This is a genomic window from Micromonospora sp. NPDC049240 (assembly GCF_040647835.1).
Classification (GTDB): Bacteria; Actinomycetota; Actinomycetes; order Mycobacteriales; family Micromonosporaceae; genus Micromonospora.
Map to the genome: position 1 here is coordinate 23410 of NZ_JBEZCX010000030.1, position 13552 is coordinate 36961.

The window sequence follows — 13552 nt, forward strand, 5'->3', positions numbered from 1 at the left end:
CCCGGTTGTCGGGTGGGGCTGGCCCCACCCCGCCGGGCCGGGCACGTCGTACCCCGTCCCTATCCTGAGCGGATGGAGCTGGCGTTCAGCGGCGAGGTGTGGTTCTGGCGCGGCCCGGCGCCCTACCACTTCGTCACCGTGCCCGACGAGCAGTGCGCGGCGTTGGCGACCGCTGCCGCCTCGGTCAGCTACGGCTGGGGCATGGTCCCGGTCGGCGTCCGGATCGGCGCCACCGACTGGCGGACGTCGCTGTGGCCCAAGGACGGCCGCTACGTGCTGCCGCTCAAGGTGGCGGTGCGCCGCGCGGAACGGATCGAGCTGGGCGACCGGGTGGGCGTCCGGTTGACGGTGGACGGGTGAGCGCCGGCGACCTCGCCGCGGCGGCCCGGCTGCTGGCCGCCGCGACCCGGCCGGTGGTGTTCACCGGTGCCGGCATGTCGGCCGAGAGCGGCGTGCCGACGTTCCGGGACGCGCAGGTCGGCCTCTGGCAGCGCTTCGACCCGGCGCAGTTGGCCACCCCGGCCGCGTTCCACGCCGACCCGGCCCTGGTCTGGGGCTGGTACGAGGGCCGGCGGCACGGGGTGCGCCGTGCCGCGCCGAACCCGGGGCACCGGGCGGTGGCCGCGATCCAGGCCCGGCTGCCGGACACCGTGGTGGTCACGCAGAACGTCGACGACCTGCACGAGCGGGGCGGCGCCGTCGCCCCGGTCCGCCTGCACGGCAGCCTGTTCGCGCCCCGCTGCTCCGGGTGCGCCCGGCCGGCGCCGCTGCCCGACGCCGCGGGGGAGCCGGCCGGGCCGCTCGACCCGCCGGCCTGTGCCCACTGCGCCGCACCGGTCCGGCCCGGCGTGGTGTGGTTCGGTGAGGCGCTGCCCGAGGCGGCGTTGGCGGCGGCGGTCGAGGCGGCGTCCCGCTGCGACCTGCTGCTCACCGTCGGCACCTCGGCCCTGGTCCACCCCGCCGCGGAGATCCCGCTGGTGGCGGCCCGCCTCGGCGCGCCGGTGGTGCAGGTCAACCCGGTGCCGACGCCGCTGGACGCGGTCTGCGCGGTCAACCTGCGGGGGCCGGCCGGCGAGGTGCTGCCGGCGCTGGTCCGGGCCGCCTGGCCCGACGCGTCCGCCGGCTGAGAATGGTGGTTCGTCGAGGGCATCGCGACCACCGGCCGTAAGGGGTGAGCGTCAGACGTCGCGGGGCGCCCGCTTGGGGAACACGGTGTAGGCGACCGGCCAGAACACCAGCCAGGCCGCCATGGCCAGGGTGAGCCGACCGGCCCAGGCCCACAGCTCACCGGTCCGCTCGGCGTCGCCGACCAGCGCGACGCCGCCGAGCAGCACGGCGCAGGCGACCGCCCAGCCGAGCATGCCCTTGCCCCACTCCCGCCACTCGTGCCGGGCCCGGGCCCAGCCGTGGCGGGGGGCCCGGCGCGGCGGCGGCCCGCCGGCGAACCGGTGGGCGAACCGCTCGTCGGCCCAGCGCACCATGCTGTGCCCGAAGGCGACGGAGAAGCCCAGGTAGGCGGCGGCGAGGCCGTGCGCGAACGTGGCGGTGCCCCCGCCACGCAGGTCGATCATCGTGGCGGCCAGCAGCACGAGGTCGACGGCGGGCACCGCGAGCAGCAGCGCGGCGCCCAGGCGGGGCCGCCGCAGCGGGTAGCGGGCGACCAGCCCGGCGACCAGGAACAGCCAGAACGCCACCTCACAGGCGATGATCACTCCGATGAGCATGTGGCCTCCAGGTTTTAGTACGCTGTGCGACAACAACCGTAGCAACAGTCGTCCACCCGCCGCCGGAGGGGCCGTGCCCAAGATCGTCGACCATGACGCCCGCCGCGCCGAGCTGGCCGAGGCGATGTGGCGGGTCGTCTACCGCGACGGCGTCGGCGCCGCCACGGTGCGCAGCATCGCCGCCGAGGCCGGCTGGTCGCCCAGCGCGCTGCGGCACTACTTCGCGACCCAGACCGAGCTGCTGGTCTTCGCCATGGAACATGTGATGGCCGAGGCGACCGAGCGGTTCACCGCCGGGGACCGCACCGGCACCACCCGGCAGGTCGTCCAACGGATGCTCGAGGAGCTGCTCCCGCTGGACCGGCAACGGGCGCGGGAGGCCGAGGTGTGGCTGCTGCTCGCCGCCCGGGTTCCTGTCGACCCCGCCGCCCGCGAGCGGATGACCGAGGCCGACGACGGCGTACGCCGGGCCGCCGAACTCGCCGTCGCGCTGCTCACCGGCGCGGAACCGGCCGACGAGGCCGCCACCGCCCGGCTGCACGCCCTGCTCGACGGCCTCACGCTGCACGCGTTGCTGCATCCCGACCGGATGCCGCCGGCCCGGATCCGCGACCTGCTCGCCGCGCACCTCGACCAGCTCGCCGAGGGGTCGGACACCGGCGTCGGCGGATAGGGTCGCACCCGTGCGGACCAAACAGGAGCTGTCGACGGCGATCCGGGAACGACGGCGGGCGGCGCTGGTGGTCAACGCCCATTCCCGCCGGGGCCGCCGGCTCTACGACACCGTCCACGCGCGCCTGCGCGCGGCCGGGTTCACGCTGCTCGGGGCGTATCCGGTGGACCGGCCGGGCGAGCTGGACCGGGTGCTCGCCGAGGCCGCCGACCTCGGCCCGGACCTGCTGGTCACCGGCGGCGGCGACGGCACGGTCGGCGCGGCGGCCCGGCTGCTCGCCCACCGGGACGTCGCCCTGGGCCTGCTGCCGCTTGGCACCACCAACAACTTCGCCCGCACCGTCGGCGTCCCGCTCGACCTCGACGCGGCGATCGCCGTGCTCACCGGCGGCAAGGTGATCGACGTCGACCTCGGCCTGATCGGCGACACCCGGTTCACCAACCACGTCGGGATCGGGCTGTCGGCCGACATCATGCTGACCGCGCCGCCGCGGCTGAAGCGCGCCGTGGGCCGGCTCGCCTATCCGCTGACCGCGCTGGGGCTGCTGACCCGGCACCGCCCGTTGCGCGTGACGGTCCGCGCCGAGGGCCGGGACCACGCGTTCCGCACCCACCAGGTGTACGTGGCCAACGGCGGCTTCCACGCCGGCCGGCCGATCACCGCCGACGCCAACGCCGACGACCGGCTGCTGGTCGCGTACCCGGTCGGCGGGCCGAGCCGACGCGGGCTGCTGCGCGACACGGCCCGCAACGCGGCGGCCGGCCGGCGTCGCACGCTGCGCGACGAGCCGTTCCTGGCCGTGCGTCAGCTGTGGCTGGAGACCGACCCGCCGGCCCGCATCGAGGTCGACGGCGAACCGTACGGGCGGACGCCGGTGCGCATCGGCCTCGACCCGAACGCACTGCGGCTGATGGCGCCCGCGGACAGCCCGGACCACTGACCGGCCCGGCCTCGACGTGCCGGCCACCGACGCCGGGAGTAGCGTGCGACGCGGAAACCGCAGCGAGGAGGTTCGGACCGTGCAGCCGACGATCGTGGACGTGCCCACCCCCGACGGGACGGCGGACGCCTACCTGCTCCGGCCGGACTCCGGCGGCCCGTTCCCGGGCGTGCTGCTGTTCATGGACGCGTTCGGGCTGCGGCCCCGGCTGGCCGAGATGGCCGCGACCATCGCCGCCCGGGGATACGTGGTGCTGGTGCCCAACCTGTTCCACCGCGCCGGCCCCGCCGCGCCGGTCGACACGTCCGCGCTGGCCGACGACAGCCGGCGTCTCGAGCTGTTCGCGCGGCTCGGCCCGCTGATGGCCGCGCTGACGCCGGACGTGGTGGCCCGGGACACTGCCGCCTACCTCGACTTCCTCGCCGCCCAGCCGGATGTCGCACCCGGCCCGGCGGCGATCACCGGCTACTGCATGGGCGGCACGAACGCGTTGCGGGCCATCGAGGCCCACCCGGACCGGATCGCCGCGGTGGCCGCCTTCCACGCCGGTCACGTGGTCAGCGACGCGCCCGACAGCCCGCACCGGGGCGTCGGCGCGGTGACCGGCGAACTCTACTTCGGTCACGCCGACCAGGACGCGTCGATGACCGCCGAGCAGATCTCGACGCTGGAGCAGGCGCTGGACGCGGCCGGCGTCACCTACCGCTCGGAGGTCTACCGGGGCGCCCGCCACGGCTACACGCAGGCGGACACGCCGATGTACGACGAGCAGGCCACCGAGCGGCACTGGGCGGCCCTGTTCGACCTGCTAGACCGCACTTTCCCGGGCTGACCCGGCCGGTCGGCGCGGCCACAATGGGGTGGTGGAGACCGACCTGTTGCCGATGATCGCCGCCGAGCGGCGCCGCACGGCCGACCTGATCGACTCGCTCACCCCGGCCCAGTTGGACACGCCCAGCCTCTGCCAGGCGTGGACCGTCCGGGAGGTCGCCGGTCACCTGGTGTCACCGCTGGTCTCCACGCCGTGGCGCATGCTGCCGCTGCTGGTCGGCGCCGGGTTCCGGCCGCACGTGGCGAACGCGCGGCTGGCCCGGCGGGTGGCCCGGCGGCCGCCGGCCGAACTGGCCGCCGCGCTGCGGGAGCACGCCGACCACCGGTTCCGCCTGCCGGTGGTCGGCTGGCCCGGCCAGCTCACCGGCCTCCAGGTGCACGGGCAGGACATCCGCCGGCCGCTCGGCCTCCCCGCCGACCTGGACCCGGAGCGGCTGCGCATCTCGCTGGACTTCCTCACCGGTGGCCGGGCGGTCGGGTTCGTCGACCGTCGGCGGGTCGCCGGGCTGCGCGTCGAGGCGACCGACCTGGGCTGGTCGGCCGGGGACGGGCCGGTGGTGCGGGGCACCGGCGCCGCGCTGCTGCTCGCGCTGACCGGCCGCCGGGTGGCGCTGGCCGACCTCACCGGGGACGGCGTGGCGCGGCTCGCCGCCCCCTGACCGGCCTCCGCCGGCGCGGGCACAGGCCACCGGCGCGCAACTGGCACCTGCCATCCCCGTCCCCGGCTGGCTAGCGTCGGCCCATGGACGTCGACCACCCCGCCCCGGCCGGGCCTTTCGCCGCGCTGACCACCGCCCACGTCGCTGACGCCTGTCTGCGGGCCGGCGTCGCGGTCCGCTGCGCCCCGGCCGCCGTACGCCCGGTGCTGGCCGGGCGGCGCCTTGCCGGGCGGGTCCGGCCGGCCCGGCACGCCGGCAGCGTCGACGTCTTCCTCGAGGCGATCGACCGGGCCGAGCCGGGGGACGTGCTGGTGGTCGACGACGGCGGTCGCACCGACCGGGCCTGCGTCGGGGACCTGGTGGCGTGGGAGGCGCGGGCCGCCGGCCTGGCCGGCCTCGTGGTCTGGGGCGCGCACCGGGACACCGCGGACCTCACCGTCGTCGGGCTGCCGGTGTTCAGCCTCGGCGCCACGGCGAGCGGGCCGCTGGAGCTGGACCCACGGCCGGCCGGCGCGTTGGACGCGGCGCGGGTCGGGCCGTGGACCGTCGACGGCGGTGATCTGGTGCTGGCCGACGACGACGGTGTGCTCTTCGTGCCGGCCGACCGGGCCGGGGAGCTGTTCGACCTGGCCGGGTCCATCCGGGACACCGAGCGGCGGCAGGCCGACCGGATCCGGGCCGGCCGGTCGCTGCGGGCGCAGCTCGCGTTCGACGACTACCTGACCGCCCGTGCGGCGGACCCGACGCTGACGTTCCGGGCGCACCTGCGGGCGGTCGGCGGCGCGATCGAGGAGTGACCGCTCAGCCGCCGCGCGCCCACAGCGCCAGGCGGACCCGGTTGGGGCTGCCGGTCTTCGCCATCAGGCTGGTGATGTGGGTCTTCACCGTGGTCACGCCGATGTGCAGCCGCTCCGCGATCTCGGTGTTGGCCAGCCCCTCCGCGACCAGGTCGAGCACGTCCTGCTCACGGGCGGTCAGCCCGGCCGACCGCCGGGGCGTGCCGGCGCGGGCGTGCACCGCCCGCTGGACCAGCCGGCGCAGCACCTCGGGGCTGAACGGGCTGTCCCCGGCGGCGGCCCGGCGGAGGCCGTCGAGCAGGTCGGCCGGGGGCGCGTCCTTGAGCAGGAAGCCGCAGGCGCCGGCGGTCAACGCGGGATAGAGGTGGTCGTCGTCGCCGAACGTGGTGAGCACCATGATCCGGGTGGCGGGCCGGTCGGCGAGGATCCGGCTGGTCGCGGTGATCCCGTCGACGCCGGGCATCCGCAGGTCCATGACCACCACGTCCGGCCGCAGCCGGGCGGCGGCGGCGATCGCGTCGCGGCCGTTGTCGACCTCGCCGACGACCTCCAGGTCGGGCTGCGCGTCGCAGAGCATCCGCAGGCCGGCGCGGATCAGGTGCTGGTCGTCGGCCAGCAGCACGCGGATCATGCCGGCTCCGGCGCGGCCGGCCGCGACCCCGGCGCCACCCGGGCGGGCCGGTCCGGGGCGCCGCCCGGCGGCAGCACCGTCCGCACCCGCCACCCGTCGCCGGTCGGCCCGGCCTCCAGCCGCCCGCCGAGCACCTCGACCCGCTCCCGCATCCCGACGATCCCGTGGCCGCCGCCGACCGGCACCACGGTCGGCGCCGCGCCGCGCCCGTCGTCGGAGACCGCCCAGTGCACCGCCCCGTCGACCACCGACACGGTCAGTCGGGCCCGGGCGGTCGCGCCCGCGTGTTTCGCCACGTTCGTCAACGCCTCCTGGGTCAGTCGCAGCACCGCCTGGCCGCGGACCGCGTCCAGGGTGCCGATCGCCGGGTCCACGTCGGCCTCCACGGTGACCCCGGCCTGCCGGGCCCGGTCCACCGCCACGCCGAGCGCCGCCGGCAACGCCGCCGGATCGATCGCGGTCAGCGCCGCGTCACCGCGGACGCCGTCCGGGTCGCGCAGCACCGCGACCAGCCGGCGCAGGTCGGTCAGCGCGGCCGTGCCGGTGCGGTGCACGTCGTCGAAGACCGCGCCGACCCGTGGGTCGAGGTCCGGCAGCACGTGCCGGGCCACCCCGACCCGCAGCACCATCGACGCGACGTGGTGGGCGATCACGTCGTGCAGTTCCCGGGCGATCGCGGCCCGCTCGTCGGCGCGCGCGGCCCGGCTCTCCGACTCGCGTCGGCGCTGCTCCGCCACGGCCCGTTCCTCGGCCTGCCGGCCGAGTTCCCGGGTGGTCCGCACGACCAGGCCGATCAGCAGCGGCAGCCCGACGGTGACGGCGAGGCCGAGCAGACCGGCGAGCGCCTGCCGGAGCGGGTCGCCGATCAGACCGGTCAGGTCGACGGCGGCCAGCAGCCCGGCGGCCAGCCAGAACGTGCGGGGCCGCGCGGCCCGCATGGTCAGCTCCAACAGCGCCCAGCTCGCCCCGACCTGGTTGATCATCACGTCGTCGACGAGCGGGAACGCGACCGCCAGCAGGGCCGACTGGAGCAGCAGGTTCAGCAGCGGCCGGCGATGACACAGCAGCGCCAGCACGAACGCGCCGAGCGCGAGGATCCACTGCGTCGTCGTCGGCCCGGGCCGGCCGTGCACGCCGACGACCAGGTAGCCGACGCCGGCGAGATTCAGCAGCAGTCGCCGCGCGAGCGTGTCACTTGCGTCGAGCAGTCGACCTACCCAGCCCACGACGTGAGCCTAGGCAACCGGCGCGGCCGGGGCCACCACCACGGTCCGCCGCCGCCACCCGGCCCGCAGTCCGAGGTGGACGGCCAGCCCGAGCGGGCCCAGCAGGATGGTGAGCACCAGCACCGGCGCGGCGAGCAGCGCCGGGATGCCCCGCTCCCGGCCGTCGCGCCAGATCCACCGCCCGACGAACAGATCGAAGCCGATCATGTGGGCCCAGGCCGCCGCCGCGCCGCTGTCGGTGCCGAGCAGGTCCCGCACGCCGTCCAGGGTGGGCAGTGCCACCACCGGCAGCACCGTGCCGAGCGCCGGCAGCACCAGGATCGCGTAGATCAGCAGGACCGGTGCCACGATCAACGGCGAGTCGACGATCCGCGCGGTCCACGACCAGCGGGGCGCCACGATCATCAGCGCCCAGAACGGCGCGGCGAGGGCGAACGTCAGCCCGAACAGGATGGCGGCCATCAGACCAGCACCGCCGTGGCGTGGTCGGACCGGCGCGCCAGGACCAGGCCGGTGGCCGCCGCGGTGGCGGCCACCAGCACCCCCGCCGCGGTCAGCGTGATCTCGTCCGGCCGCAGCAGCGGCTGTCCGCGCAGCGCCTGCACGGTGGCCAGCAGCGTCAGCCCGGCGTAGGCGAACCCGCCGACCAGCACCAGCCGGGCTCGGACCAGCTCGTCCAGGCGGGCGCCGAGGAACCGGTCGAGCAGGATCGCCAGCAACGGCAGCGCCTGCAACGCGTGCAGCCCGATGAAGTGACCGACCCGCAGGTCGCCGCCCGTGGTGCTCCAGCCGACCACCGGCAGCCCCGGGCCGCCGTCCGGCACGCCGACGCTGTGCGCCCCGGTGATGCCGGCGGGCGTGCCGTCCGGGTGCTGGGTCAGCATCGGGAACGCGACAAGCATGCCGAGCAGCGACACCGCGAGCCCGGCCCGGATCGCGTACCCGCCCGCGCGGTCCGGCAGGGGCCGGCGCGCCAGGACGACCGCGAGCACGACCTGGGCCAGGAACAGCACCGTGATGGCCGTGCCCATGACGTTGTAGAGCACCGCGTCCAGCGGCGTGCCGGTGTTGAAGTGGCTGGTGGTGCCGCGCAGCACCTGGACGACGATGAGGACCATCTCCAGCACCGCCGCGGCCACGATCACGGTGACCGCCCGTTCGGCGAGCCGGCTGCGTCGGGGCAGCAGGGAGAGCATCCAGGCCAGGGTGCCGCCGTAGAGCGTGAGCGAGACCGCGAACTTCAGCGGCTTGAGCCAGACCGGCGCGCCGGTGAGCACGCGGGCATCGGTGACGAGGCCGATCGCGGCGACGACGGTCAGCGCCGCCATCATGGACACGAGGAGCAGCAGGGGGCGGGGCCAGCCGGCCGCCCGGTTCCGTACGGTAGTCATGTCTGTAGATGCTCGCGGCCGGCGACCGTGGTCGCGCCCGACCGGGGGTCGCGGTCGCGGCCACCGGTGGGAGCCGGGTCTCCTCCCGGGGGAGGAGGCGGTCAGTCGGGCAGTCGGGGCATCTCCACGCCCGGGTCGCGGCCGAGCAGCACCCCTCGGGTCAGCGCCCGTGCGCCGAAGCGGTCCCGGACGGCGTCGACGGCGGCGTCCAGCGCCGGCCCCGGCTGGGCGGTCAACGGCAGGGTGAGCTGGGTGTGCCCGGCGTCGAGGTTGGCCACCGAGACGCCCAGCAGGGTGATGCCGCGCTGCTCGATCTGGGGCAACGCGGCGCGCAGCAGCGCCCGGGCGGTGGCCCGCAGCGGGGCGGTCTGCGCGGTCGGCTTGTCCAGCGTGTGCGAGCGGGTGGCCTGGGTGTAGTCGGCGAAGCGCAACCGCAGCGTCACCGTGCGGCCGGTGCGCCGGGCGTCGCGCATCCGCCCGGTCACGCGGTCGACCAGGCCGGCCAGGACCGCGTCCAGCTCGGCGGGGGAGTGCGGCTCGCGGCTCAGCGCGTGCTGCGCGCCCATCGAGGAGCGGCGGCGGCCCACCTGCACCGCGCGCGGGTCGCGGTTGTGGGCGAGGGCGTGCAGGTGCCGGCCGGCGCCGCCGCCGAGCAGCGACACCAGGGTCGGCTCGTCGAGCCGGGCCACCTGCCCGACCGTACGGATGCCGCGCTCGCGCAGTTTCGCGGCGGTGATCGGGCCGACGCCCCACAGCCGCTCGACCGGCAACGGGTGCAGGAAGGCCAGCTCCCGCGCCGGCTCGACGACCAGCAGGCCGTCCGGCTTGGCCACCCCGCTGGCCACCTTGGCCAGGAACTTCGTGCGGGCCACGCCGACCGTGATCGGCAGGCCGACCTGGCGGCGGACCCGGTCGCGCAGCTCGGCCGCGATGCCGGCGGGTGGCCCGACCAGCCGCCGCAGCCCGCCGACGTCGAGGAACGCCTCGTCGATGCTGATGCCCTCCACCAGCGGGGTGGTCTGCCGGAAGATCTCGAACACGGCCCGGCTGGCGGCCGTGTAGGCGGCCATCCGGGGTGGCACCACGATCGCCTCCGGGCACAGCCGCCGCGCCTGCCGGCCGCCCATGGCGCTGTGCACGCCCCGCGCCTTCGCTTCGTAGCTGCACGCGAGCACCACGCCGCCACCGACGATCACCGGCCGGCCGCGCAGCCGGCTGTCGTCGCGTTGCTCGACCGAGGCGTAGAACGCGTCCAGGTCGGCATGCAGGATGGTGGCCTCGCCCGACACCCGACCATCTTCGCACACCTGTTCGACGGATGGGTGCTGACCTGCGGGGAAATGGTGACCGGCCGGCGGAGGTTCCCACCGGCCGGTCACCGTCGTCACCGCCCGTAGACCTCGAACTCGTAGAGCGAGAAGCCGTACGAGGTGGCCCGCTTGACGCCGTACACCCGCACGTAGCGGGCACTGACCGGGGCGAAGGTGACGTTGTCGACGCCGCCGTTGCCGGTGGTGGTGGCGAACACCGGCGTCCAGGAGTTGCCGTCGCCGGACACCTCCACCCGGTACGACGTGCCGTACGCGGACTCCCAGCGCAGCACCGCCCGGCTCACGGTGCGGGCCGCGCCGAGATCGACGCGCAGCCACTGGTTGTCGTTGTAGCTGCTGGCCCACCGGCTGCCCAGGCTGCCGTCGACCGCCTTGTCCGGCGTGTAGCTGGTCAGGAACTGGGTGCTCGACGCGCTGGCCGGGCGGCCCTGGGCCAGGTTGGTGACGTCGTCGCCCCGGCGCGCCGGGAACGAGACGACCTGCTGGTAGGTGGGCCGGTTCTGCCAGGCGATCAGCGGGTGGGTGATGCCGCCGAGCCCGGACTGGGCGATCGAGTCGGCGCACCACTGGTCGCCGGCGCCGCAGGACTTGTCACCCGGGTAGACCGTGGTGGCGGGCACCGCGGCGGCCTGGCCGAGCGCGCCGAGCAGCGCCGTCCGGCAGGCGCCGAGGTCGCCGTTGCCGCAGTACGCGCGCCCCAGCCCGCCGGCCACCGGGTCGCCGAGCACGGTGCGCACGTCCTTGTCGACGTAGCCCCACCAGCCGTACTGGAACGACGAGCCCTTGTGCGCCTGGCCCTGCAACGCCCAGCTCGCCGCGCCGTCGCGCCCGCCGTTCTGGCCACCGGAGGGCGCCTCGTTGACCTCGATGGCGTCCACCAGCGTGGCGTACAGGTCCGGCCCGAGGCCGGGCCGGAACTCGGCCGAGGCCAGCAGCGGCCACCAGGCGTCGAAGATCCGGATGGCGTCGGCGTGCTGGTAGACCTTCGAGCCGGGCGACGTCTCCACCCGCCTGCTGCCGGCCTGCTGCCAGGCCCGCAGCTTGCCGACCGCGTCGGCCAGCGCCGGGTCGGTGACCGGCGCGCTGTCCAGCACCCGCAGCAGGTCGCCGAGGACCTGCTGGCCGCGCAGGTCGGTCACCGCCGCGTCCGCCATGATCTTGACGACGTCGGCGCGGCCGAGCTTGCGCTGGGCGATCGCGGCGCGCACCGGGCCGTCCAGCAACTGACCCCGGTGTACGGAGCCGAAGCTGAAGTTGCCGTCCGCCGCGCCGAAGTCCCGCGCCTGCTTGTTGTTCCAGCTCACGTAGTAGTCCTGGTTGACCGACTGCGGATGCGCCGACGCCGGGGCGTAGCTGGCGTCGTTGGTGTCCGGGTTCCAGCCGGCCCACTCGTACGCCGGTTCGGCCTTCGTCGGCAGGTTCGGGTCGGTGACCGACGACCGGACCGGGTTCGAGCCGGAGTTGTAGTACGCCGCCTCGGTCGAGTTGACGTAGAACCAGTTGAACGCGTACCCGACGCTGGCCGCGGACGCCTGGAACGCCGCCGCGCTGCCCATCGCCGACGGGTCGTTGAACGCCTGGAAGCCGATCGCCGAGTCGGCCTCGTGCCGGTAGGTGGAGCGCAGCTTGGTGAACGCGGTCGGCTGCCCGTTCACCAGCCCCCGGTACGCGACCAGCCCGTACTTCGTGCGCAGCGCGCGCAGCGTGTACGAGCCGGCCGGGGTGGAGTCGGCCACCGTCGGCGACCACGAGTTGCGCTGCTCCAGCGCCTCCATCGCGAGGCACTGCCCGTGGTAGAGGTAGCGGTTGGTGCGCAGCGTCGGCGCGCTGCCGTCGGTGGTGCACAGCGGCACCGCGTACGTGTCGGTGAGGTCCTGCGAGGCGGACGTGGCGCTCCACGCGTAGTCCTGGCCGCGTCCGAGCAGCACGTAGAGGTTGAGCCCGGCGAACGCCGCGCCGCGCGCGCTGATCCCGGGGCCCTGCAACTCCTGGAGCATCAGCAGTTGCGGCGCGAAGTAGCCGGTCTGCGGCCCGAACACGGCGACCGGGTTGCCGGTGGTGGTGTGCCGGCCGGAGACCACGACCGCGTTGGACATGCCGTGCGCGCGCAGGTTGGCCAGGCCGCCGAGCAGGTCCTTGGTGGCGGTGCTGGCGCCGGTGCGGGCGGCGGCCCCGCCGGTGGCGTCGTAGGCGAGCGGTTCGGCGACCACGGAACCGGCGTCGGGCAGCACCGCGCTGGTCGCGCCCGGCGGCGTCGCCCCGTACGGGAAGCTCTGCCCGTCGTGCAGCGTGAGCACGGTCTCCGGGTCGTTCTGCGACCGGAACGCCGCCCACACCCGGTCGCCCTCGGTGGCGCCGTACTTGGCCCGGGCGGCGACCCGGACCAGCGCGGACTGGATCTCGCTGCCACCCCCGCCGCCGAACAGGCCGCCGATCACGCCGGCGGTGGCGATCAGGTCGGTCATGGTGAAGTGCTTCGGCTTGCCGGCGCCGGCCAGCACGTACTCGCCGGGGTAGTTGTCGTCGGCGATCGACTTGTCGATGTAGGCGTTGATGCCGGCGATGTAGTCGACGACATCGGTGTAGAGCTGTTGGCCCCGCGTGCCCTTGGTGCGCAGCGCGTCCACCTGGGCCTGGAGGTCCGCCTCGGTGTAGGGCGAGTTGGCCCAGACGCTCTGCTCCAGCTCCCGGTTGCCGGGGGCGCCGCCGGCGAACGAGGTGACGTTGCCGCGGCCGACGTGCCGCAGCAGGTCCATCACCCAGAGCCGGTCCTGGGCCCCGGCGTAGCCGGCGCCGAACATGGTGCCGCCGCGGGTGGTGCCGGTGACGTGCGGGACGCCGGTGGCCTTGTCCCGCACGATGGTGACGTCCGAGCGCGGCGAGACGGTGCTCTCGACCTGCGCGGCGGGGACGCCGAACGAGGAGTCGTTGTAGAACTGGGCGATCTGCTCGTCGGTCAGCCCGGCGTAGTTGTAGACCAGGTTGGCGTACTCGTCGAGCTGGTCGCTGGAGTGCGCCGGGCGGGTGCCGAGCGTCTGGTGGGCCAGGATGGCGACGAGCGTGGCGTTGCCGTTCTGCCCGGGGGGCAGGATGTCGGCGCACTGGCCGAGGCAGTAGTCGTTGGCGGCGAACGTGGTGGCCGCCAGCGCCGGTGACGGCGGGGTGACGGTCAGCACGCTCGCGGTCAGGGCAGCGGCGGTGAGCGCCGCGAGCCGGGCACGGAGTGGGGGTCGGGGCATGGCGATCCTCCGGGGACGCGGAGTCGGGCCTTCGGTACGCCCGGCTGCCGGTTGCCGACGTCTCGCCCTCCGCGCCCGGGCGATCCACCCGGAGGTGAGAATGACTCACA

Annotated in this window: 14 protein-coding genes; 7 read left to right on the forward strand and 7 right to left on the reverse strand. The window is 75.4% G+C overall.

The window, feature by feature from the left end:
- Nucleotides 1-72 precede the first annotated feature (72 nt).
- Nucleotides 73-360 carry a DUF1905 domain-containing protein gene (locus tag AB0B02_RS30170; RefSeq protein WP_357306142.1) on the forward strand — a complete coding sequence of 96 codons (288 nt, stop codon included), beginning with the start codon at nucleotides 73-75 and terminating at the stop codon, nucleotides 358-360.
- Nucleotides 357-1127: an NAD-dependent protein deacylase gene (locus AB0B02_RS30175; RefSeq protein WP_357306145.1), complete on the forward strand. Its 771-nt coding sequence runs from the start codon at nucleotides 357-359 to the stop codon at nucleotides 1125-1127. The genes AB0B02_RS30170 and AB0B02_RS30175 overlap by 4 nt, the downstream gene beginning before the upstream one ends.
- Nucleotides 1128-1178: 51 nt before the next feature.
- On the opposite strand, the gene AB0B02_RS30180 is transcribed toward AB0B02_RS30175, so the two are convergent.
- Nucleotides 1179-1724 carry a hypothetical protein gene (locus tag AB0B02_RS30180; protein ID WP_281941489.1) on the reverse strand — a complete coding sequence of 182 codons (546 nt, stop codon included), beginning with the start codon at nucleotides 1722-1724 and terminating at the stop codon, nucleotides 1179-1181.
- Nucleotides 1725-1797: 73 nt separating this feature from the next.
- On the opposite strand from AB0B02_RS30180, the gene AB0B02_RS30185 reads away from it, so the two are divergent.
- From AB0B02_RS30185 to AB0B02_RS30205, 5 genes are all read left to right on the forward strand, one after another.
- Nucleotides 1798-2397 carry a TetR/AcrR family transcriptional regulator gene (locus AB0B02_RS30185; RefSeq protein ID WP_281941487.1) on the forward strand — a complete coding sequence of 200 codons (600 nt, stop codon included), beginning with the start codon at nucleotides 1798-1800 and terminating at the stop codon, nucleotides 2395-2397.
- 10 nt (nucleotides 2398-2407) lie between these two features.
- Entirely contained in the window at nucleotides 2408-3337 is a 930-nt protein-coding gene (locus tag AB0B02_RS30190) for a diacylglycerol kinase family protein (RefSeq protein WP_281941485.1), read from the forward strand.
- Nucleotides 3338-3416: 79 nt separating this feature from the next.
- Nucleotides 3417-4169 (forward strand): dienelactone hydrolase family protein, encoded by a 753-nt coding sequence (locus AB0B02_RS30195; protein ID WP_357306149.1) that lies wholly within the window; start codon nucleotides 3417-3419, stop codon nucleotides 4167-4169.
- 31 nt (nucleotides 4170-4200) lie between these two features.
- The gene (locus AB0B02_RS30200; protein WP_281941481.1) at nucleotides 4201-4827 is read left to right on the forward strand and encodes a maleylpyruvate isomerase family mycothiol-dependent enzyme; all 627 of its coding nucleotides are present in this window, start codon (nucleotides 4201-4203) and stop codon (nucleotides 4825-4827) included.
- An 83-nt stretch (nucleotides 4828-4910) separates the two neighbouring features.
- Complete coding sequence (locus AB0B02_RS30205; protein WP_357306154.1) at nucleotides 4911-5624, forward strand: RraA family protein; 714 nt, start codon at nucleotides 4911-4913, stop codon at nucleotides 5622-5624.
- Between the two features lie 4 nt (nucleotides 5625-5628).
- Here the strand turns inward: AB0B02_RS30205 and AB0B02_RS30210 are convergent, their stop codons facing one another.
- The 6 genes from AB0B02_RS30210 to AB0B02_RS30235 all read right to left on the reverse strand — a co-directional run bounded on the left by AB0B02_RS30210 (nucleotide 5629) and on the right by AB0B02_RS30235 (nucleotide 13442).
- Nucleotides 5629-6255: a response regulator transcription factor gene (locus tag AB0B02_RS30210; protein WP_281941476.1), complete on the reverse strand. Its 627-nt coding sequence runs from the start codon at nucleotides 6253-6255 to the stop codon at nucleotides 5629-5631.
- A complete protein-coding gene (locus AB0B02_RS30215) occupies nucleotides 6252-7481 on the reverse strand; it encodes a histidine kinase (RefSeq protein WP_281941474.1) in 1230 nt (409 codons plus the stop codon). The genes AB0B02_RS30210 and AB0B02_RS30215 overlap by 4 nt, the downstream gene beginning before the upstream one ends.
- A gap of 9 nt (nucleotides 7482-7490) precedes the next feature.
- Nucleotides 7491-7943 (reverse strand): ABA4-like family protein, encoded by a 453-nt coding sequence (locus AB0B02_RS30220; RefSeq protein WP_281941471.1) that lies wholly within the window; start codon nucleotides 7941-7943, stop codon nucleotides 7491-7493.
- Nucleotides 7943-8872 (reverse strand): hypothetical protein, encoded by a 930-nt coding sequence (locus AB0B02_RS30225; protein ID WP_357306159.1) that lies wholly within the window; start codon nucleotides 8870-8872, stop codon nucleotides 7943-7945. Before AB0B02_RS30225 ends, AB0B02_RS30220 begins: the two co-directional genes overlap by 1 nt.
- Nucleotides 8873-8973: 101 nt before the next feature.
- Complete coding sequence (gene dinB / locus AB0B02_RS30230; protein WP_357306162.1) at nucleotides 8974-10161, reverse strand: DNA polymerase IV; 1188 nt, start codon at nucleotides 10159-10161, stop codon at nucleotides 8974-8976.
- 95 nt (nucleotides 10162-10256) lie between these two features.
- Nucleotides 10257-13442 carry a penicillin acylase family protein gene (locus AB0B02_RS30235; protein WP_281941464.1) on the reverse strand — a complete coding sequence of 1062 codons (3186 nt, stop codon included), beginning with the start codon at nucleotides 13440-13442 and terminating at the stop codon, nucleotides 10257-10259.
- Nucleotides 13443-13552 lie beyond the last annotated feature (110 nt).